Annotated in this window: 18 protein-coding genes and 1 pseudogene; 4 read left to right on the forward strand and 15 right to left on the reverse strand. The window is 46.1% G+C overall.

Annotated elements, in window-relative coordinates; all coding sequences use genetic code 11:
• Positions 1 to 124: 124 nt before the first annotated feature.
• The 7 genes from BLQ44_RS06035 to BLQ44_RS06065 all read right to left on the reverse strand — a co-directional run bounded on the left by BLQ44_RS06035 (position 125) and on the right by BLQ44_RS06065 (position 7,351).
• Complete coding sequence (locus tag BLQ44_RS06035; RefSeq protein WP_093192988.1) at positions 125 to 991, reverse strand: ROK family protein; 867 nt, start codon at positions 989 to 991, stop codon at positions 125 to 127.
• A gap of 1 nt (position 992) precedes the next feature.
• Entirely contained in the window at positions 993 to 2,381 is a 1,389-nt protein-coding gene (locus BLQ44_RS06040) for a glycoside hydrolase family 32 protein (RefSeq protein WP_407690368.1), read from the reverse strand.
• Positions 2,382 to 2,480: 99 nt separating this feature from the next.
• Positions 2,481 to 3,881 (reverse strand): sucrose-specific PTS transporter subunit IIBC, encoded by a 1,401-nt coding sequence (locus BLQ44_RS06045; RefSeq protein WP_093192990.1) that lies wholly within the window; start codon positions 3,879 to 3,881, stop codon positions 2,481 to 2,483.
• A gap of 115 nt (positions 3,882 to 3,996) precedes the next feature.
• Complete coding sequence (locus tag BLQ44_RS06050) at positions 3,997 to 4,986, reverse strand: LacI family DNA-binding transcriptional regulator (protein ID WP_093192991.1); 990 nt, start codon at positions 4,984 to 4,986, stop codon at positions 3,997 to 3,999.
• A 77-nt stretch (positions 4,987 to 5,063) separates the two neighbouring features.
• Positions 5,064 to 6,068 (reverse strand): Gfo/Idh/MocA family protein, encoded by a 1,005-nt coding sequence (locus tag BLQ44_RS06055; RefSeq protein WP_093192992.1) that lies wholly within the window; start codon positions 6,066 to 6,068, stop codon positions 5,064 to 5,066.
• 38 nt (positions 6,069 to 6,106) lie between these two features.
• Positions 6,107 to 6,946, reverse strand: coding sequence for a Cof-type HAD-IIB family hydrolase (locus BLQ44_RS06060; protein WP_093192993.1), 840 nt, complete (start codon positions 6,944 to 6,946; stop codon positions 6,107 to 6,109).
• A 120-nt stretch (positions 6,947 to 7,066) separates the two neighbouring features.
• Positions 7,067 to 7,351: a hypothetical protein gene (locus tag BLQ44_RS06065; RefSeq protein WP_093192994.1), complete on the reverse strand. Its 285-nt coding sequence runs from the start codon at positions 7,349 to 7,351 to the stop codon at positions 7,067 to 7,069.
• A 158-nt stretch (positions 7,352 to 7,509) separates the two neighbouring features.
• Between BLQ44_RS06065 and BLQ44_RS06070 the strand changes: the two genes are divergently transcribed.
• Together BLQ44_RS06070 and BLQ44_RS06075 are read left to right on the forward strand one after the other, a co-directional pair.
• On the forward strand, positions 7,510 to 9,078 hold the full coding sequence (locus BLQ44_RS06070) for a long-chain-fatty-acid--CoA ligase (protein WP_093192995.1): 1,569 nt from the start codon (positions 7,510 to 7,512) through the stop codon (positions 9,076 to 9,078).
• Positions 9,075 to 10,286, forward strand: coding sequence for an iron-containing alcohol dehydrogenase (locus BLQ44_RS06075; RefSeq protein WP_093192996.1), 1,212 nt, complete (start codon positions 9,075 to 9,077; stop codon positions 10,284 to 10,286). Before BLQ44_RS06070 ends, BLQ44_RS06075 begins: the two co-directional genes overlap by 4 nt.
• A 31-nt stretch (positions 10,287 to 10,317) precedes the next feature.
• Here BLQ44_RS06075 and BLQ44_RS06080 read toward each other — a convergent pair whose 3' ends face one another.
• From BLQ44_RS06080 to BLQ44_RS06105, 6 genes are all read right to left on the reverse strand, one after another.
• Entirely contained in the window at positions 10,318 to 11,433 is a 1,116-nt protein-coding gene (locus tag BLQ44_RS06080; protein ID WP_093192997.1) for a mannitol-1-phosphate 5-dehydrogenase, read from the reverse strand.
• On the reverse strand, positions 11,434 to 11,868 hold the full coding sequence (locus BLQ44_RS06085; protein ID WP_093192998.1) for a PTS sugar transporter subunit IIA: 435 nt from the start codon (positions 11,866 to 11,868) through the stop codon (positions 11,434 to 11,436).
• Positions 11,861 to 13,969, reverse strand: a complete 2,109-nt coding sequence (locus BLQ44_RS06090; RefSeq protein WP_093192999.1) for a BglG family transcription antiterminator — start codon at positions 13,967 to 13,969, stop codon at positions 11,861 to 11,863. The genes BLQ44_RS06085 and BLQ44_RS06090 overlap by 8 nt, the downstream gene beginning before the upstream one ends.
• Before the next feature lie 28 nt (positions 13,970 to 13,997).
• Positions 13,998 to 15,488 carry a PTS mannitol transporter subunit IICB gene (locus BLQ44_RS06095; RefSeq protein ID WP_093193000.1) on the reverse strand — a complete coding sequence of 497 codons (1,491 nt, stop codon included), beginning with the start codon at positions 15,486 to 15,488 and terminating at the stop codon, positions 13,998 to 14,000.
• A gap of 122 nt (positions 15,489 to 15,610) precedes the next feature.
• A complete protein-coding gene (locus tag BLQ44_RS06100) occupies positions 15,611 to 16,783 on the reverse strand; it encodes an MFS transporter (RefSeq protein WP_093193001.1) in 1,173 nt (390 codons plus the stop codon).
• Between the two features lie 64 nt (positions 16,784 to 16,847).
• Positions 16,848 to 17,282, reverse strand: a complete 435-nt coding sequence (locus tag BLQ44_RS06105; protein WP_176757444.1) for a YkvA family protein — start codon at positions 17,280 to 17,282, stop codon at positions 16,848 to 16,850.
• A 148-nt stretch (positions 17,283 to 17,430) separates the two neighbouring features.
• Between BLQ44_RS06105 and BLQ44_RS06110 the strand changes: the two genes are divergently transcribed.
• The gene (locus BLQ44_RS06110; protein WP_245688111.1) at positions 17,431 to 18,354 is read left to right on the forward strand and encodes a prenyltransferase; all 924 of its coding nucleotides are present in this window, start codon (positions 17,431 to 17,433) and stop codon (positions 18,352 to 18,354) included.
• Between the two features lie 32 nt (positions 18,355 to 18,386).
• Here the strand turns inward: BLQ44_RS06110 and BLQ44_RS06115 are convergent, their stop codons facing one another.
• Both BLQ44_RS06115 and BLQ44_RS06120 read right to left on the reverse strand, forming a co-directional pair.
• The gene (locus BLQ44_RS06115) at positions 18,387 to 18,845 is read right to left on the reverse strand and encodes a hypothetical protein (RefSeq protein ID WP_093193003.1); all 459 of its coding nucleotides are present in this window, start codon (positions 18,843 to 18,845) and stop codon (positions 18,387 to 18,389) included.
• A 12-nt stretch (positions 18,846 to 18,857) separates the two neighbouring features.
• Complete coding sequence (locus BLQ44_RS06120) at positions 18,858 to 20,354, reverse strand: Ig-like domain-containing protein (RefSeq protein WP_093193004.1); 1,497 nt, start codon at positions 20,352 to 20,354, stop codon at positions 18,858 to 18,860.
• A gap of 129 nt (positions 20,355 to 20,483) precedes the next feature.
• Here BLQ44_RS06120 and BLQ44_RS16510 point away from each other — a divergent pair.
• Positions 20,484 to 20,818: pseudogene (locus BLQ44_RS16510) on the forward strand (hypothetical protein); the annotation flags it as partial.

The following is a 20,818-nucleotide window of genomic DNA, read 5'->3' on the forward strand; positions in this document are numbered from 1 at the left end:
CTCTTCCCTCCTCCATTTCAAGTATTTTCATTATGCAACATTTTTCTTTCCATGAGAAGGAAAAGGTGTATATTCACTTCTAAACATAAAGAGCCGCTCCTTCAGAGCGACCCCAAGTTATTCACTATTCCATTGCGAGATATAAAGCACCTTTCACCCCGGCTTCATCTGTGAGCCCCGGCGGAACAATATAGCTGTCAATCGTTTCTTCTGTCAGGAACGGAGAACTTACGTAGCCGTTCAACATCTCCAGAACATACTTCCTGATCAGCGGAAACAGCTGCTCCTGTTTCATCACACCGCCTCCCATGACAATCCTCTCAGGAGAAACGATATAAATGTAATTAACCAGTGCCTGCGCCAGGTAATACGCTTCCATTTCCCACACCTTTTCGTCTTCCGTCAGCTCTATCGCTGGTTTCCCCCAGCGCTTTTCGATATGCGGCCCGGCCGCCATCCCTTCAAGGCAATCTCCGTGGTATGGGCATCCGCCTTCATACTCATCATTTTTGTGACGACGAACGAGAATATGTCCCATCTCCGGGTGAGACAGGCCTTTAAGCGTCTGTCCGCCGATGTAGGCTCCCGCTCCGATTCCGGTTCCAACCGTAATATACAGACAGGAATCTACATCCGCAGCGTTCCCCCATTTGGCTTCTGACATCGCAGCCACATTGACGTCGGTATCTATGATGACAGGCACTCCAAGCTCATTTTTCAATTCTTTACCGAGAGGGTAATCTATCCATTCGGTCTTTGGGGTTTTCTGCAGACTTCCGTAGGAATTACTTTCCTTATTGATATCAATAGGCCCGAAGCTGCCTACCCCCAGTCGCTCTATTCCTTTCCCTTCAAAAAAGGAAATCACTTTCGGCATCGTTACATCCGGGTGCTCCGTAGGGATCACTTCTTTTTCGAAGAGTTCTCCCTGGTCATCCCCGATGGCAAGTACGAATTTCGTTCCTCCCGCTTCAATAGCTCCAAGTTTCATATCACTCTGCTCCTTTTTCGGCACGAAGATTCCATGCAGTTATTGAACTTCTTCCTTTCACGCGACATTCATGGGTATCCACATCCGGAAACATGCGTGAAGAAAACACGATCTCTCCGTCATTCACGAAAATCTCAAGAGAGGATTGATCGATGAACATACGCATTTCTGTCAACGGAGAAACGAGATCAGCCGCTCTCCATTCCTTTCCTGATCCATCCATGGCCGGACGTTCGATGGTAATTCTTCGTCCTTCCAAGCGAATGGAGAAATAGTCATACAAGTCAATATAGATGTCTTCCTCTATCTCTCTCATTATCAGTTCGATATTTCTAGGGAGGTTTCCTGCAAAACTCCCGGAGTTCTCTTCCACCAGTTTGTCAGTGCGAAGCTTCTCGAGCTCTTCCACCGGTTTCTGGATTACCCTGTCTCCCTGCTGTAGCAGTTCACGCGGAAGGGTCATCTGATGGATCCAATGGTTGTCGTGGGTAGGGAAGTATTCTTCTCCTCCATCCGGCATCCCCATCCAGCCGACAAGAAGACGACGGCCCTGGTCATCTTCAGTCGTTTGCGGCGCATAGAACTCAAAACCATGATCAAGCTCCCGGAATTTTTCTTCTGGAAACCCTTTGTCGAAATCTCCAATGATATAACCGGACTGGTACATATTTCTGTAATCGATGCCTTTTTCCTCGAGTCCCTGAGGGGAAAAAAGCAGAACATCATCCTTCAAGCGAAAGAAGTCCGGGCACTCCCACATATATCCCATGCCTGAAGCGAGGATGCCTTCGTAGGTCCAGGAATCGAGATCCTCCGAACGATATAGAACGATGCACCCTTCTTTTTCTTCCGTCTGTGCTCCTATAACCATGTACCACTCGTTCCTCATCTTCCATACTTTCGGATCCCGGAAATGAGGAGTGAAGCCATCAGGTAATTCTATCTGCACTCCGACTTTCTCAAAAGAGACCCCGTCCTCAGAACGGGCTTTACATTGATAGGTCTCACGATTTCCGTCATCATCCTTCACATTCCCTGTGTAAAAAAGAAGTAGCTCGTCGTCCTTCTCTACCGCACTTCCCGAATAGCATCCGGTCCGGTCATACCATTCATCCGGAGCAAGAGCCGGTTCCTGCCATGCCCAGTCAACCAGATCGCGAGACGTGAGATGTGCCCAGAACTTCGCACCGTGTCCTGTGTGGAAAGGCATCCACTGATAGAACAGGTGATAAGTCCCTTTCCACTGGATGAAACCATTCGGATCATTCAGCAATCCTACAGGAGGCGCGATATGATAGGACGGATAGTAAGGGTCCGACAAAGCAATCCCACTATATTCTTCAACCATTTCCATGGCTTTATTTCTTAAATTTACATCGATCATTTGAATCTTCCTCTCCACATACAAATGCTAAAAAGCACTGAAAATCAACTCGACATGCTAAAACCTGCAAATATCGTGAAAAAGAAGCCGGAAACCCGGCTTCTTTTATGCTGCTTCTTCATCCATCTTTTCATCAAAACCGAACAGGTATGTCAGGCCGAACGCTACCCCGATCCCTACAAGGTTGACGAGGATGTACCATAGAATCTGTTCATTCAGATATAATAGAGTTCCCGGTAGCACAGTGATCGCCATCCCTGTCGCCTTGAGATTAACAAGGGAAGCAAGGAAACCACCGGCACCGCCACCAATGAGACCCATGATGAACGGTTTTCCATAACGAAGATTGACACCGAAAATCGCTGGCTCAGTGATGCCAAGAAAAGCTGACAGACTTGAAGGATAAGCAAGTGCCTTCATCTTGTTCTTCTTCGTTTTCACACCTACGGCAAGTGCTGCGCCACCCTGAGCAGCAATCGCTGCTGTAATAATCGGGTTGAACGGATTATAACCGAGGTTTTCGAGCAACTGAATCTCCATGAAATTGAAGATATGGTGCACCCCTGTGATAACGATAATCTGGTTGAAGAAACCGATGATGAGTCCACTTAGTCCAAACGGCAATTCAAGTAAAGCTCTCGTCCCTTCAAAAATCCAGCCTTCCACGACGTGCAGAATCGGACCGAGAACGAAGAGAGACAGTGTAATCATGATTAATAGTACAAGGAAAGGAGTGACAATCAAGTCAAGTGCTTCCGGAACACGTTTACGGAAGAACTTCTCTATTTTCGCTCCTACAATCCCTGCGAAGAAAGCCGGAAGTACAGACCCCTGATAACCGATGACAGGAATGAACCCTAAGAATTGCAGCGGTTCAGCCGCTCCCTCAGCAACTGCCCATGCGTTCGGCAGCGAAGGTGATACGAGCATCAATCCTAGCACCAGACCGATGACCGGCGTACCTCCGAACACACGGAAGGTCGACCAGGCGACAAGTGCCGGTAAGAATACGAACGCCGTATCCGTAAGTACCTGCGTAAACAGAAGGAAGTTCTCCGAAATATCTTCCGGTGCCATTCCGAAAATGGCAAGAATCTGTTCCTGAGTAACGAGTCCGCGTACACCCATAAACAAACCGGTGGCTACAAGAACGGGAATGATCGGAACAAAGACGTCACCGAACGTACGAATCGCTCTCTGGAATCGATTCCCTTGCTGCTTCGTCTCTTCTTTCATTTCCGATTTCGATGTACCGGTAACCCCTTCATTCGTGATCGCTTCATAAATCCTGTTAACGGTACCTGTACCGAATATGATCTGATACTGACCTGAATTATAAAAGGCACCTTTGACCTTTTCAATGTTCTCGACGCCATCTACATCTACCTGTTCATGATCATGTACCATGACTCTGAGTCTGGTCGCACAGTGTGCGATGGATTGTATATTCTCTTCTCCACCGACAGCTTCAATGACCTGCTTTGCGATTTCCTGATTACTCGCCATGTGTTTTCCCTCCTCAAAAATTGTGTGAACGATTCCACATCCGGTTAAAATAACGCTTTCATTTCTTTATAAAAAAGATGATGTGTAATCGATTACACACCGTTTATAGTTGTTACTATACACTATCTCTTTTTATAAGTCTATACTTGTGCATATTTTTTTTGTTGTAATTTTTTCCTTCCATTGTCGCCAGCAGCATCTCTGCCGTCGCTTCTCCCGCTTCTTCATTAAAATAATCTACCGTCGTCAGGGAAGGTGTGATGTAACGGGACATGACCGCATCTCCGATTCCAGCTACAGCGATATCCTCTGGAATACGGAAACCCTGTTCCTTCAAATATTCCATCGCTCCTGTAGCCATGCGGTCCGTTACGCAGAAGATGGCAGTCGGAACTTCCGTGCGATCACTCGTAATGATCTGTTTCATCGCTTCGTATCCGGATTCGATAGAAAAATCACCCTCTGCGATCCAGCCTTCTCTCACTTCGAATCCATGCTTCTGCATCATTTCTTTATAAGCTTTCTGTCTGATACCGCCTACGGCCGGATCGGTATTGGACACACCGATAAAGCCTATTCTTTCATGACCTTTCCCGATGAGCAACTGCATCATATCAGAGGAAGCATCATAATCAGCATAGGTCAGAGAAGGGATGCCCGGCACATCCTGCCCCAGGGCAACGACAGGAATAGGGATAGCATCTATTTCTTTTTGCAGGCGCTCACTGATATTGGTTGCAAGAAGAATGATTCCATCGGCCTGCCTGCTCTTCAAAAGTCGCAGATATTCTATCTCTTTATCAGGATCGAGTTCTGTGTCCGTCAGGAGGATTTGCATTCCCTTTTTCTTCATCACGTCATTGATTCCTGACACGACTCTACTGGACGTTTCCGTACTTATTTTCGGCAAAATGATCCCGATGACACCTGTCTTCTTCGTACGCAATGATTTCGCAGATTGGCTCGGCATATAACCGGTTTCCTGGATCACTTGTTCTATTCTTTCCCTGGCTTCCTGACCGACATATCCATTACTGTTAAGAAATCTGGATACCGTCGTCCGGGATACGCCAGCGAGTTTGGCAATGTCATTGATTGTCGTCATCTTGCTCTCTCCTGTATATATCAAATGGATATGTCTCAGAAGGAAGGTTTTTCTAAAAAAACAGGTACCCTTCCCCTTTAACAGTCTACTGTTCTGTTTTCAGCAATGGAACGATAACAGGCATCAATGACGCGCATGTTATCCATCGTATTCTCGAGCGTATGCACCACGGTCTCGTCTTTGTTGAAAATAGCCTCTGACAGATGCTCTACTTCAAATCGATACTGGTCCCCCTGTACGGATTCAGTTCGTACAGTATCACCGATCGTTACATGAATCAATCCTTCTCCGCCTTGAACATCCGGCCTGAAAGCACGGGGGACAAGTATTTTCCCTTTCGTACCGATGATTTCATATTCATTCTTGTTCGTCATATCAAAACTGCTTTCCATCACAGCTTTCTTGCCGTCCGTAAATGTGAAGTACCCGATGGAGGTCGATTCGATTCCATGGTTCTCATCTTTTGTACCGTGGACGAACACCGACTCCGGCTCGTCTTCTAAAACGTTCCGGATCGCATGAATACCGTAACAGCCGACGTCATAAATGCTGCCCCCGCCTTTATCCTTATCAGCCCGAATATTCGTTTTCCTTTTATCTTCCGGCATCAAAAAGGAATGGGACGCACGCATATACTTCACTTCTCCGATTTCTCCGGAAGTAATGATTTCCTTTACACGTTCATGTTGAGGATGGAAATAATACATGAACGCTTCCATCAGTAGTACATTGTTCATATCGGCCGCTTTTTTCATTTGTTCAGCTTCATCCATCGTGAGCCCAAGCGGTTTTTCGCAAAGGATATGCTTCCCTTTTTCAGCTGCTTTGATGGTCCATTCTTTGTGGAGATGGTTCGGAAGAGGAATGTATACGGCATCGATATCGGGATCATCAAGCAACTTCTCATAGCTATCATACGCTTTCTCCATTTCGAATTGTTCCGCTACCTGCTCCGCCTTCTCTATATCACTTCCTGTTGCGACGGCTGTAACTTCAGCATTTCTTGCTCTCGTAATCGCAGGAATCAGCTGTTTCTTGGCTATATTCGCTGTACCTATGACGCCCCAACGAATTTTTTCCATATGTGACACCCTTCCTGTCAAGATATTGGCTTTATTTACTAGTCTTCTTGGGTAAAGTCTTTGAGAAACATATACACTCCGTTTTCCGAATTAGGGTAATCCGTCACTTCAGGAAACTGATCCTTCAACTCTTCCGGAGCGTTCTGCATCACTACCGGACGGCCGGCGAGCTCCAGCATCGGAATATCATTGCCCCCGTCTCCGATAGCCATAAGATCCTCTGGCTGTAGATCATAATGATCAAGGAGAAGTTCTAGAGCGGAAGCTTTACTGATGCCTTCTTTCATGACTTCTACGTTATGCTCCGAAGAGGAGGAAGTCGCGAATGGCGCTTTCTTAGAGCCAAGGGCAGCCTTCCAGTTCTCCAATTTCTCCTGGTCCTTCGTAAAATAATACACTTTCAATACCTGACTCAGGTCGATGTCTTCAGTAACCGTCAACTCACTCTCCCAAACCTTCTGTCTCGAGTTCCACTCATGCTCTTTGACGGTCTCAGGCATCGGTCCTTCAAGTTCTTCCATCAGAAATACTTCATCTTCCTTGAAGCCGAAGCGTTCGCCGTCTTTTGTATGGATTTCATAGTAAAGACGGTGTTTACGGTTCTCTTCAATCAAATCGTTAAGTATTTCCTCATCAACGACCTCATCTGCAAGGACTTCCCCTTTTGCTATTGCGGTCATGCCATTCGCTGCTGCAATACCGTCCGGTTCAAGTTCTGTAGCAAGAACGCCCTCCACATCCGCAATAGTCCGTCCTGTGGCGACAAATATGTAATACCCTTTTTTCTGCAAATCATCAATACAGGTAATAAGTTCTTTGGAAATGACGTGATCATCATCCAGAATAGTGCCGTCCATATCAAGTGCGATTGCTTTCATCACCACTCCCCCTTTTGCTTCATTTTAACATAATTCAAGTCAAAAAAGCGCCGAAACACTATTGTAAGCAGGAATCATGGCCTGACTCCTGCTTAAAAACATTTCTTGGTGTTCCTTCTCTCACTGTTCTTCATCCCCCGAATTTCTGTCACTTGTGACGCTTTTCTTTACCGTGTTCATCTTTTTCGAATCCTTAAATGATTCTCGGACTATCGTTGAGCTCTCTCCACTTTCCCTCTTGATGTCTGTCGTATCATTCCCCGTACTATTTTCTTTTCGCCCTTTCACCTTTTCTTTGATCCCTTCTTTATTCACATCAGGCTTTAACATCAAACCTGCAACAGCTCCAGTTACCCCACCGATTGCCACTCTGATCCATTTGCTGGATCGCTTCCTTTCAGTCATCACATTTCCTCCTCCAGCTACTTTTCGTTTTCAATAATTTGTTTCCTTTTCCCATTATTGGTCTATCGTAAACGCTTAGTTACTGTATAACAACAGACTATTAAAACGCTTACATTTCTATGGTATACTTTTCCTAACAGATGAAGGAGGGGTAATCAATGGAACTAGTACTGACAGATTTTCTCGATCGTGCAGTTGCGCTTTATGGCAAGAAGCAGGCAATCATCGACCAGGACGGCATCGCCCATACATATGAAGAGGTGAATACAAGGGTCCAGCGATTGTCGCATGGTCTTGAAAGTTTAGGAGTAACACACGGAGACCGTGTCGCTTACCTTGCACCGAACACCCTGGAAATGTTCGAAGGGTTCTACGGAGTGTTCCAAACTGGGGCGACCATGGTATCTCTGAATACAAGACTGAAACCTGAGGATTACCGTTACATCCTTGACCACAGTGGAAGCAAGGTTCTGTTTGTCGATTACGAACTCGTTCCGCTGATCGAACCTATTATAGAACAGCTTGAAACCGTCGAACATATCATCGTACACGGACGTACCGAAGAAGAAAATGGCATGTCCGGTTACGAAACGTGGTTAAAGAGATTTCCTGAATCGCCTTTTCCGAGAGCCGACGTGAAAGAAAACGATACAGCGACTCTTCTATATACAAGTGGCACAACCGGAAATCCGAAAGGGGTAATGCTTACCCATAGAAACAACTATTTGCACGCTCTATCCATCCAGCATCATTTGAGGGTGTCAGACCGGGACACGTTGATTCATATTCTTCCGATGTTCCACGTCAATGGCTGGGGATCTCCGTTCTACTACACGGCCAACGGAGCAACGCAAGTCATGCAGAAGAAAGTGATTCCGGAAGAAATTCTGGAGAAAGCAGAAAAGTATAATGCGACGGTTATGCATATGGCTCCCACTGTGCTGAACGGGGTGATCAGCAAGTACCATGAAACAAAACCCAAGGTTCCCGAAAACATGCGTCTCGTCATCGCAGGTTCCGCTCCACCTAAAGCGTTCGTCAAAGAAATCGAAGAAGAAATAGGATGGGAGTTCTATCAAGTCTACGGCATGACGGAATCTTCCCCCCTCAGCACAGCTTCCTATATTTCAACGGAAGAAGATGACCTTCAAGGGGATGAGTATTACGAAGCGAAAGCAAAAGCCGGACTTGAAGTCATAGGTACCAAAGTACGTGTGGTGGATGAGACAGGCGAAGAAGTGAAAAAAGACGGAACCGAGGTCGGTGAAATCATTGTAAAAGGTCCCGGTGTCATGAAAGGATACTGGCGTAACGAAGAAGAGACGAACAGAACCATCCAGAATGGCTGGCTGTATACCGGAGATATGGGAACTATCGATCGTCACGGGAGAGTTGCCATTACGGACCGTAAAAAAGATATCATTATCAGTGGCGGAGAGAATATTTCTTCCATTGAAGTGGAGAGTGTCTTCTACGATCACCCGGATATACAGGAAGCAGCTGTCATCGCTCTGCCGCATGAAAAATGGGGTGAAACGCCGCACGCCATCATCGTCTTGAAAGAAGGAACCTCCCTCTCTGAAGACGACGTCATCCATTTCTCCCGGGAGAAACTGGCTCATTTCAAATGCCCGACCTCTGTCACGTTTGTGGAAGAACTACCGAAGACGGCCAGTGGCAAAATCCAGAAAGTGAAACTTCGTAACCTGGTAGGTGACAAACAATGATCAGCCCCTGGAAAGCAATTCGTTATCGCTCTTTCCAAAGAACAATGCATGTATCCAGTCGCTTCCTTCCCTGGCGGCGCCCTGATTTAATAGAAGGGGAACACAGTACAGGGAGACTTGTGGATGAATTGAAAAAGGAAGGGTACGAGCGGGTATTGATCGTCACAGATAAAGGCATTAAAGCAGCAGGTCTCCTCGCCCCATTCGAAGAGGAATTGAACGGTGCAGGAATCGAATACATCCGTTACGAGGATACTGTCCCGAACCCGACGGTGATCAATATCCAGGACGCGCTTCATGCATATCGCTACCATCATTGTCAGGCCATCATCGGATTCGGAGGTGGTTCGGCGATCGACTGTGCCAAAGGAGTAGCTGCCAAAGTGGCTCGACCTGACAAGACGATCGAAGAAATGAAAGGACTATTCCGCGTGAGAAGGGCGACCCCTATGCTGATTGCGATTCCTACGACGTCAGGAACCGGTAGCGAGGGGACCGCAGCAACGGTCATATCAAATCCGGAAACGTCCGAAAAATATCCGTTGATCGACCTTTCGCTTATTCCTGACAAAGCCGTACTCGATGTGTCTCTTGTGCTCGATCTTCCCCAACACATCACAGCGATGACCGGTATGGACGCTCTCACTCACGCCATCGAAGCTTATATCGGTAAAAGTAACACAAAAGAGACAGAGTTGTTGAGCAGGAAAGCGGTTCGGCTCATTTTCGGAAATCTGCTTACAACGTATCATCATCCACATGATAAGCAGGCACGTGCGGAGATGCAGAAAGCCGCATATTATGCAGGTCTCGCTTTCACGAAAGCATACGTCGGTTATGTACATTCAATCGCTCATACATTAGGAGGCTTCTACCGGACTCCACATGGTCTTGCGAATGCTGTGCTATTGCCTCATATCCTAGACTATTACGGCGAATCAATTCATGTACGGCTCGCAAATCTTGCGGATAGTGCCGGAATCACCACTTCTGGTATGAATACGACCGAAAAAGCGGAGATATTCATCGAAGCGATCCGAAAGCTGAACCGGGAAATGGAAATCCCGACTCATATCCCGGATATAAAACAGAAAGATATCCCTGACATGGTCCGTCGCTCCATGAAGGAAGCGCATCCGCTTTATCCTGTACCTGTGTTCATGAATGAGAAAGACATGACCGCCATTTATACCACGGTATCGACATAAGAAAAGCCAGGGCTCAGTCCCTGGCTTTCTTTCATATTCTCTTCGCCACTGCTTGAATAAGAGGCTCAGAATCATCGAGACCAGTTATTTCTTTCAATGCCCCGACCGGCCCTCTTTCTTCACGTAAAGCTTTCAACTTTACTGCTTCCTCATCTTCCGGATTTTCATAAGAAAGGGCTGCGATAATCGTATCCACAAGATACTCAGGTTCTCTACCTACTATTTCAAGGTGGGCGCGTGCCGGCCTTACGAGGCGATCTTCTATTCCCAGTTTCCGGATCGGACCTCGCCCGACTCTCGTTACGAAATCGGACAAGTCCGGGTTTTTGAAACGCTCTATGATTTTATCGATATACTTCTCATGGTCATATCGATCGAAGCCATAACGCTCCACCAGTACGTCTCCTGTCTCTTTCAGCGTACTGCGCACATGCCGGACGATCGTTTCATCGTCCATCGCTTCCCGGATCGTTTCATATCCCTTCCTCGCTCCTTTATAGGCAGTCGCAGCGTGCCCCGTATTCACACTGAAGAGTTTCCTCTCTATATAAGGTTCGAGATGATCGACGTACGTGATACCTTCTACTGGCGGTTTTCCCCCTCTTATATCGCCTTCTTCGACAATCCACTCAAAATAAGGCTCTACACTTACATCCAATAATTTTTCGTTGTGCTGAATCGGTACGATGCGATCGACGGCAGAGTCCGGAAAGTCAGCTTTTTCAAGGACTTCCTCTTCTGTAAGCTTACTGACTTCTTCTTTTAAAAGGGTGCTTCCGCCGATCATATTTTCACAGGCGATGATCGTCAGCGGTTCTTGTCCTGTACGACCTTTCAGACCTTCGGCAATTGCAGTAGCGATGAGCGGCAGTACATTGGGACCGACAGCTGTTGTGACGAGATCAGCTTCCTGGACCGCTTCTGTGACTGCAGCCGAATCCTTAGAACTATCAATCCCTCTTACTCTCGTTACCTTAAGCTTCTCGTCGCTTCCCGCGTAGTGCACCGTATATTCCTTCTCGTCATTCAGAGCTTCAATGATTTCGGCGTTCACATCCACGAATGTCGTGCTGTACCCCGATTTATAGAGAAGTTCTCCGATAAAGCCTCTACCTATATTGCCCGCTCCAAAGTGAACAGCCTTCATCTACTCCACCTCGTTGAAAATGTCGATGATTTCATCTTTAGAGGAAGCGTTCAAAATACGGTCTATATTCTCTTCCTCAGAGCAGACGATTGCAATTTTCGAAAGAATATCAAGGTGCTCATTGCCTTTCCCGGCGATTCCGATAATGAGTTTAACGATATTACCATCTCCGAAATCCACGCCATCGGGAGCTGTGATAATAGAGATCCCTGTTTCTTTCACCGCCTTCTTCGCGTCTTCGGTGCCATGAGGGATAGCTACGTAGTTCCCCATATATGTGGAAGTGATTTCTTCCCGCTCCATCATCGTATCGATATAGGCTTCCTCGATGTATCCCTGCTCAAGGAGAATTCCTCCTACCTCGCGAATGGCTTCTTCTTTTGATGCAATACTTTCGTTCAAACGGATATTCTCTGGTGTCAGTACGTTACTCATGATCATCGTCTCCTTTTATTTTTGTTTTGAAAAATTGGTGCAGACGCCTGGAAAAATAGCGTTCCATTGTTTCTTCATCTTTCGATTGGAGCGCCTCGGTACACGCTTCTTCCTCCACTAGCAGAGAGCTGAGAAAGCTCAATGTCTCCAGGGACTCTTCCGGAGGTTCAAGCGGTGTCAGCATTAATAGGATCGTATCCACCTCCATCATCCCTCCATCCATACCGCCAAGATTCACCGGGGTTTCTAGCAGATGGACCGTGAACGAAATGTGTTCGACACGCTCGATTCTCGTGTGGAACAGAGCGACGGAAGACCCGGGGATCCCGAGCCCCCCTATCTTTTCCCTTTCAAGCAATCGATGGACAATCCGGGGTTCATACGGAACGATATCGTTTGCCGCCAGTTCTCCGATGATCTGATGAAGGAACTCATTGGAATCTTGTCCACTCGCCTTCGTAACGATGAATCCGTCCAGAATTTCGGCTATGGCATCGACATAATTACGTGTGTTTTCCACAGATTTCCGTAGAGCATTCCATGTGAGTTCTTCCTGAATTTCTTCTTTGTTTTCCTGTTTTTTCTCCAATTGAGAGGATACCTGCACTTTGCGGATGGCCGATGCTATTTTCTGTGAATCTTTCTCTTGAAGTATAGGGTTGACCAGCACATAATCTTCGGAATCAGTGAGCGGAACTGTGGAAATCACCAGATCATATTCTTTCAAATTTTTTTGTTTCAGATCGAAGAGCGACCCATGATCAATCGATTCGATGGCGGAAAATTGCTGGGACAGTTTTGCTGATAGAATCTTCGCAGTCCCTACCCCGCTGGAGCAGACGACTAGTGTTTTCACCGGCTTCCTGTCCTCCATGTTGATAATCGCCGAAGCGAAGTGCATGACGAGATAAGCCACTTCATCTTTCGGAAACCTCACGTCCGGAAACACATGTTTGATTCCGTCTTCTAGTAATCGGAATAACTCAGGGTAGTCACTCTCCAGCTGGTCGGTGAACGGGTTAACAATCTCCATGTTCTGCTGCAACCGGTAGATACTCGGCTTCAAATGTACAACCAGATCGTTCAACAAACGGTTTGACCGATGAAAATCATAACTCATCCGCTTCGTCATGAACTCGATCAGCTGTTTCGCTTTGAATGCTGTACTGAGACTCGATTCTTCGAGCCAGTAGTCTTTGTCGAATCTGGCCTTGGCTCCCATCAGATGCCCCGTAATATAAGCTACTTCCGCTTCAGGAATTACAAGATCAAGGTTTCTTTCCAACTTTTCTCTGAGAGAAACAGCTGAAGTGAATTCTTTCATCCTCTTCATCTGATTCAGATACTCTTCATCGATTTGGATCGTTTCTTTCTGGCGTATTCTTTCGACGGCAAGAGCCAGATGGATGACGAGACCGATATATGCGTCATCCGAAAAATCATAGGAAAGTGTTGTTCTCACTTCACGCACAGCTTCTTCGATCTTAGCCAAACCTTCAATATTGACCAGCCCGAGGAGTTGCTGAGCTATTTCGTTGATGACGACTCCGGCAGAAGCCTGATTACCGAGAAGGGTCAGAAAATCGATTTCATCCATATGACTCATGATCAAGTGACTCATCGCTTCTCTTATACGTTTTTCGTCTCCGATGATTTCTACTCCGTAGCCACGCTTACGGACCAGCTCGAGATCGAAATTCTTCACGTGTTCTTCGACCTTATCCAGATCATTACTTATCGTCACTACCGTCACGTTCAACTCCGAAGCGAGACCCACAAGCTTGAGAGGCTCTCTTGTCTCAAGCAACTTCGAAAGCAACAGGAGCTGCCTTTCATCAGAAGTATAATCCACAAACGATTGACCCAGGATTTCTCTTTTCATCTCTTCTTTCTGTCCGACTTCTCCTTCAAGAAAAAGAAGAGAGTGATCCGTACGTTCAATACGCAGCTCAGAGGCCTGAAGAACACTGTCGAGTCCTTTCAAATCACGGTGGATCGTACGAGTACTGACGTCAAGGTGTTCGGCCAGATCTTTGATGGTCATTTCTTCTCCCTCAAGCAGAAGTTCGAGAATCTTCCTTTCACGACCTGTAACGTACAACGGATCACCTCCCTCTCACTTGTTTCTCTTATTTACCCGAATGCTTCAGTTCTTCCACAAGTTCGTCGTATTTCGGACTGTTCAGGAAGTTATCCACAGAAATGTGATGAGCCGAAGGTACCTTTTGCATCGCCCGCTCTGTCAAATCCTTATGAGTAATGACGATGTCCACATCATCCGGCAAATCGTTGATAGCCTTGTTCGTGACATCAATCGTGATATCTTCTTTCTTGAATTTATTCTTGAGTAAGGATGCCCCCATAGCACTCGAGCCCATACCTGCGTCACAGGCGAAAATGATCTTATTGATATCTTTCTGATCTACATCCGGAACGTCCCCGGCATTTTCAGCTGAAGGCTGCTCTTCCTCAGTTCCTTCTTCAGCCTCCGATTCCTCTGAGGTAATAGCAGAAGATAAACTGCTCTTCTTCCCTTTCATATCTTCCATTTTAGCTGTCGCTTCATTCAAATCACTCTCACCTTTATCTTTGCTGAGTTTAAGAATGATCGAAGCAACAATCAGGGAAGCAATAGTCGAAAGTGTGATCCCGAGAAGTACACCGAGGTGGTCTCCGCGGGCTGTAAGACCCAGTACGGCAATGACACTACCCGGAGAAGGTGTAGATGTCGCTCCGACACCCATAGCTACGTAAGTCGCCGTACCAGTCACACCACCAGCCATCGCTGCCAGGATAAGGCTTGGCTTTGCGAGAATGTAAGGGAAATAAATTTCATGAATACCACCTACAAAGTGGATAATAGCCGCGCCAGGCGCTGTCTGACGGGATGTGCCACGACCGAAAAATGTATAAGCAAGTAGTACGCCAAGTCCTGGGCCAGGATTCGTTTCAAGCAGGAACAGAATCGATTTCCCTGTTTCCTGCGCCTGGTCGACTGCCAACGGACTCAAGATTCCGTGGTTTATGGCGTTGTTCAGGAATAGTACTTTCGCCGGTTCAATGAATAAGTTTACTAACGGCAATAGACCCCAATTGATCATCAGTTCCACTGCAGCTCCGAGAACGGTCGTCAGTCCTGCGATGACCGGACCGACCAGGTACAGTCCGACACCTGCGAGAATGGCACCTGCAATACCAGCCGAGAAGTTATTGACCAGCATTTCAAAACCGGACCGTATCTTCCCTTCAAGTGCCTTATCAATCCATTTGATCGTAACTCCGGCAAGCGGACCGATCAGCATCGCTCCCATAAACATCGGTGTGTCCGGTGCCCCTACAATAACCCCCATCGTAGCGATAGCACCAAGCACTCCTCCACGAAGCCCATGAACGAGCCGTCCACCGGTAAAACCGATAAGCAGCGGCAGTAAGTAGGTGATCATCGGACCTACCAGAGCAGCCAGATCTTCGTTCGGTAGAAACCCGTCCTCAATAAATAATGCAGTTATGATACCCCAGGCAATGAAAGCCCCGATGTTCGGCATGATCATTCCACTCAGGAAGCTGCCGAACCGCTGGACCTTCGCACGGATTCCAGATTTATTCGCTGTTTGTTCCATCGTCCATTCCTCCTTGTTGTTGTTACTTTCATAATAAAGCGATTACAGAGGAGGAAACAATATAATCTAAATGCGTGTTTGTCATAAGGGTCATGACAAAAATTTAAAAGGAGGAAGAACGTTTATGCTGAAACGATCTTCCTCTTCATTCCCATGGTGATCCATACACCGATAAGAGCGAGAATAGCCGCGAAATAAAACGTAGCATCAAGGTTCCATATATTCGCGATTTCTCCTGAAAAATAAGGACCGATGAAAATACCTATAGCATACAGCGACTGGAACATCCCCATTACTGCCATTCCGTTCCCCTTTTTTCCGAAAAGCGCTGCTCTTCCAAGAAGCATCGGCAGTACCATCCCCAGCGTAAACCCTACCCCCGCGTGTAACAGCAGTACGAAAATAAGTGAGGAGAAAGGAATGAACACCAGAAACACAGCTGCTCCCAGGAAACTTGCCCATACAATATGAAAAATGTGTGCTTCTTTTACATGAACATAAGCGAGGCCTAGAGACGTCAACATATGCGGGATAAAAAAAGCGAAAACGAGCCAGGGGATCATGGACTCGGAATATCCGAGTTCGACGATATATAGCGGAGAAAAACCGAAAATCGTCACAAATAGTATAGCGTGTCCAATCAAGGAGAGACTTGCTATTCCCCACACTTCTTTCAGTTTCGCAGTTTCTTTGAAGAATTGGACCCACGATTTGGATTCTTCTCTAGGTACAGAGATCTCAGGAATCCCTATCAGCAGAGCAGCTCCAACCAAACTGAACAGTGCCGCCATCCAGAAAGGAAATTCCCACCCGAACCAGCTGATCAAGATAGAACAGAGGACCATACTTGCAAACTGGGTGAATACGGTCATGAACTGCATCGTACTCATGGCCTGCGTACTTTTGAAAGGCGGAAAGTACTGGCCGTACATAATCGTGGCCATAACCCACATCGATGCAGTCACCCCAGCCAGAAGCCTACCGATCAACACAACGGTGAACACTTCGGATAAGGCAAGCATTACGCCACTGATCGTTGCAGCGATAAACCCAATGACGAGCCATTTTTTCTTCGTTCCGCCAAGCCATTCCAGAAACACGCCGAGTGGCCACCTCAGCAGTATTTGGGTAATCCCATATGCTCCTAAAATGATACCGATTTGTGAATAAACAAGACCGATCCGTTCTAGGTAAACACTGAAGGTCGGAACATATATGTATGTGGCAAACCAGAAACAGAAAATAGCAGCCAGAAAAGCTGTATGCTGCACACGTGTTAAGTAATTATTCTTCATATTTTACCTCCATCAAAAAATAGCCTCTCCTGAAAGAGAGACTATCCCCACTATATCACAAGGTTCACTGAATAATCTCAGGATCTTCAGCGTCCCCCTCGTTCTTTTCTTTCCAATCTCTGAAAGCCATCAGATCATCATTGATCGTCCTCATTGTATACCCGAGAAGAGCCAGGTCGTCCACGTAACCGAGAGGCAGAAAGTCAGGCCATGCATCGACAGGGGTTACGAAATAGAGAAGTGTAACGACGACCATAATTATCGTTTTATTGGAAACGTCTCTATATTCCCCGCGTTTATAAGCTCTCAGTAGAGAAGCCAGCAACTTCACTTTTCCGACAGCTCCCTGCAGGTATCCTTCATTCTTTTCCGCTTTCTCGTCCGCCAGTTGAAACAATTCTTTCATTTTCTTCGGATTGGACATATATTCTTTCACCGTACTTCTGTTCTTTTCCATGAAATCTGTGTACAGCTTTTTCGGATCGAATTTTCGCTTCATCTCATCCACTCCTTCTACTGCAGGTATTTCCCCACCCATGATCAGCTAAACGTGACGACATATTTCCCGGGAAATATACAGAAATAGAAATTGCTATTCCTATCTGAGAATTATAAAATTATATCAACTGATAGAAAGGAGTGTTTTCATGATGAATGCCATTTCTATGTTCCGGACAGGCTTCACTCTACTAAGGCTGATTGCCGTTCTGTTTTCAAGCTTCGCAGCTATCATCACCACGATGCTACCCCTTTACTTGTACTACTCTTTTCCTCTTTCCGACTTGCTGCGCATACTGAGTCTGCTCCTCTTAGGTACTATTTTGATCCACGGGTTCCTGACCCACGTACTTAATGACTATATGGACAGCATATCGGGTACCGATACGCATAGTCCCGGCATTCTATCCGGCGGAAGCGGTGTTGTTCGAAGCGGTCAAATGACGACGGACACGCTCAGGAGTATCGGAAGAGTTTCCATTGCAGCCGTTCTTATCTCTATTCTGGCCTTCCTGATTCTCGGATATGTGAAAATAGCTGTTCTGCTTGCTATCGGCTTATACTCGGCAGTAGCCTATTCGCTTCCTTCTCTTCGCTTCAGTTACTACCCCTTGCTCGGAGAATGGGTCGCCACGTTCCCCGCCGTGTACTTCATCGGTCTTGGAGGTGTTTGGCTTTTAATGGACCAGCCGCCAGTGTGGGCCGTGCAGAATGCTATGATCGTTTCCATCTTTTGTCTGGCATGGATCATGGTCCATCATATCCCTGATCGCTACGCCGACGAACAAGCCACTCCTGCCAAAGTGACGAGCGTCGTTTGGATGAAGAGGACTTTCGGAGATACATACAGTCGATTCCCGGCTATCCTGTATTTCGCTATGGCCGCTTCTTTAGCGTTGTGGCTCGGCACCGAACGGATGACGGCTGCTCTCGGGATTCTTATCCTCTCCATCGTTTCCATCCTGATCGTCATCAATCTGAAAATCGAAGATCCTGAGCAAGTATCCAATGGCGAAAAGCAATTGCTGATTCTAACGATGGTTGCCGCCATCTGGCTCGGTATTTTCATATAAGAAGGTTCCGGTGAATCATCACCGGAACCTTCTTACATTCTATCTTTCACTTCTTCCACGATGGATTGTCTCCACTCTTCTTTCTGTGATTCATACTGCTGTTTCAAAACGGCTGCTTCATCCGTTTTCCCTTCCTCCTGCAGCTGCTGGTGCAACGTTTCAAAAGTTTGATCCGTATTCTCCTCAAGCTCTTTCGCTGCTGATCTGTATTTCTGATAAAGTTCCATGTAAGAGGTATCGCCGTTCAAATCCTCCATCGCCTGCTTCTCCAGACTACTGATTCTGGATTCCGCTTCGGACATCAGAGCCTCATAGTCTTCTTTGACGTTCTTAGATTCTTCTCCTTCTTCAAGCTGGTAAGGGGACGCAGTGATTTCCTCGACCTTATCATCTTTTATTTCGGATTCCGCGGTGAACCAGGAGTAGGTCATCACCCCTCCACCAATGAGAAGCGTCAGTAAAAATCCGATAATCATGTATTTAGCGTTCATATCATCTTCCTATCATTCAAATACTTGGTCCACTTTTCCTGTGGCCGCTTTGACTTTATATTCTGTTCCATTATACATGAAATGATAGACGGTTGTCTCGTAGTTCTCTCCATCATACACATTGACTGTTTCCTTGGAGCTCCCCACATACCTCATACCTTGCACATTCACATAATGCCCTGCGACTGTCTTCGCTTCTGAAGCGGAAAGATCGAGGTTGCGATCTCCATCAAACCCTTGATGGTCCAAGGCATCCAGTTTCCATGCTCCATTCTCTTTAATAATTGTAATCGTATCGAAACCACCTGAAGTAAGATTTCCCGTCGTCTCTGCTGTTTCGACTATCACTCTTCCTGGAGTGTTCTCCAACACGTTTTTATGAATATCCCACGACCAGTCCGAAGAAAGTATCAAAGAATCACAGGCTACACAAATAGAATAATAAGGATCCTCCAAATTCGTTATCATAGAATCAGTCAAAAAGGGCTGCAACTCTTCTTTTATCCGCGAATAATCCCTATTTTCATATAAACCGTTATGAACGGCCAGTAGATCATCATAAATGATTCGATGAGCATTCTTATACCCACGTTCTGCTTTAGCTTCTATTTCGTCATCTGTTAAAGCAGAAACCTCTCTGAATGTCAGCGTCTCTTCATCCAGTTCATAGACCGTCCTCAACGTTTTCGCGACTGCATTATTATAGGTCGATTGAAGATACTTATTCCCTTCTAAAGATTCAAAAGCCCCGAGTGTATTCAAAATATAAGAGGAAGTGTTGCCATCTTCAAAAGAGAAGTTTAGTGGCTTTATGTCTTCTGCCGTTACATAGAAAGCATAGTCCTCAGTCAAAGAAGAATCCGCACGTTCTGAATAGATAAAGACCTGATCGTCTATTTTCCGGAAGAGCGACTCTATATTCTCTCTATCGTTATGGAGAAAGGAAATGTTCTTGTTCTCTTCAAAAGGAAAATCCATAACTTTCTTACCAGATGAACTCTCAAGTCCCAGCTTAAAAGTGGCATCGTATTCATCAAATCGATTTTCTGTATCCTCCGTTACTTCAGGTGCAGGTTCATCGGCAAGCAGATGGACCACTGTCTCGTTTTTCATATCCAATGTACGCACCGAGTGCCAGGATGCAAAAGTATCTTTTTCCACTACAAAATCTTTCGAGAACGTATTCTCAGCCTTCACACCCCCGGTGCTTCTGATCTCATCTGAAACTTGTATGCTGTATGTCGTATCGTATGTATACCCTTGGTCTGGCGGATTGATCACTACAATAGATTTCTTATTTCCGTAACTCATGGTTACTGAGACTTCCTGCTGAGTCTCCGTATTTCTCAAAGAAATGGCTTCTTCTGCTGATTCAAGGGTAACAGGTGTATTGAATTCCACCTTCCATTCTTTCTCAGCCGATACGGTCTCCATTGATTCTTCCGCATTCACTACAGAAAAACTACCTAATAAAAGTACGATAAAAATGGTGACATAGGTTTTATACATCGTATCCCTCCTACCAATTATTTTACAATTTATTCAGACTTTTTTCAAAACTAGTTAGTACTTCCGACGACTTGTGAAGCTTCCTTCTCTTACCGATAATAGAAACAGAACCCAAAAAGGAGGATTATAATGAACACTAACTGGAAAAAGGTATTCGCAACAGTATCCACTGCCGCATTTTTGACAGCGGCTCCTATGACCGTAATGGCAGAGAAACCGGAACACGCAGGGAAGGACAAAAATCCTGTAATGGAAATGCAGCCGGTGGATGTGAAAACAGAACGTTTCACGGAAATAGCTGAGAAACGGGCAGAAACTATTATGAAACGTCTTGAAAGAATCGAGGAAGAAAACGAGCGTCTCGAGGATCGGATGGAAGACTACTTCGACATTGAAGACGATGATTCCGAAGATGAAGAATCTGATGCTGACGATGAAGACGATTCCGAAGATGAAGAATCTGA

The organism is Salimicrobium halophilum (genome assembly GCF_900100295.1).
GTDB lineage: Bacteria > Bacillota > Bacilli > Bacillales > Halobacillaceae > Salimicrobium > Salimicrobium halophilum.

Excerpts from the sequence above, each read along its gene's own strand:
- BLQ44_RS06035 (WP_093192988.1), bottom strand. The coding sequence starts at position 991 with ATGAAACTTGGAGCTATTGAAGCGGGAGGAACGAAATTCGTACTTGCC.
- BLQ44_RS06045 (WP_093192990.1), bottom strand. The coding sequence starts at position 3,881 with ATGGCGAGTAATCAGGAAATCGCAAAGCAGGTCATTGAAGCTGTCGGT.
- BLQ44_RS06050 (WP_093192991.1), bottom strand. The coding sequence starts at position 4,986 with ATGACGACAATCAATGACATTGCCAAACTCGCTGGCGTATCCCGGACG.
- BLQ44_RS06055 (WP_093192992.1), bottom strand. The coding sequence starts at position 6,068 with ATGGAAAAAATTCGTTGGGGCGTCATAGGTACAGCGAATATAGCCAAG.
- BLQ44_RS06060 (WP_093192993.1), bottom strand. The coding sequence starts at position 6,946 with ATGAAAGCAATCGCACTTGATATGGACGGCACTATTCTGGATGATGAT.
- BLQ44_RS06065 (WP_093192994.1), bottom strand. The coding sequence starts at position 7,351 with ATGACTGAAAGGAAGCGATCCAGCAAATGGATCAGAGTGGCAATCGGT.
- BLQ44_RS06070 (WP_093192995.1), top strand. The coding sequence starts at position 7,510 with ATGGAACTAGTACTGACAGATTTTCTCGATCGTGCAGTTGCGCTTTAT.
- BLQ44_RS06075 (WP_093192996.1), top strand. The coding sequence starts at position 9,075 with ATGATCAGCCCCTGGAAAGCAATTCGTTATCGCTCTTTCCAAAGAACA.
- BLQ44_RS06080 (WP_093192997.1), bottom strand. The coding sequence starts at position 11,433 with ATGAAGGCTGTTCACTTTGGAGCGGGCAATATAGGTAGAGGCTTTATC.
- BLQ44_RS06085 (WP_093192998.1), bottom strand. The coding sequence starts at position 11,868 with ATGAGTAACGTACTGACACCAGAGAATATCCGTTTGAACGAAAGTATT.
- BLQ44_RS06095 (WP_093193000.1), bottom strand. The coding sequence starts at position 15,488 with ATGGAACAAACAGCGAATAAATCTGGAATCCGTGCGAAGGTCCAGCGG.
- BLQ44_RS06100 (WP_093193001.1), bottom strand. The coding sequence starts at position 16,783 with ATGAAGAATAATTACTTAACACGTGTGCAGCATACAGCTTTTCTGGCT.
- BLQ44_RS06105 (WP_176757444.1), bottom strand. The coding sequence starts at position 17,282 with ATGAAGCGAAAATTCGATCCGAAAAAGCTGTACACAGATTTCATGGAA.
- BLQ44_RS06110 (WP_245688111.1), top strand. The coding sequence starts at position 17,431 with ATGATGAATGCCATTTCTATGTTCCGGACAGGCTTCACTCTACTAAGG.
- BLQ44_RS06115 (WP_093193003.1), bottom strand. The coding sequence starts at position 18,845 with ATGAACGCTAAATACATGATTATCGGATTTTTACTGACGCTTCTCATT.
- BLQ44_RS06120 (WP_093193004.1), bottom strand. The coding sequence starts at position 20,354 with ATGTATAAAACCTATGTCACCATTTTTATCGTACTTTTATTAGGTAGT.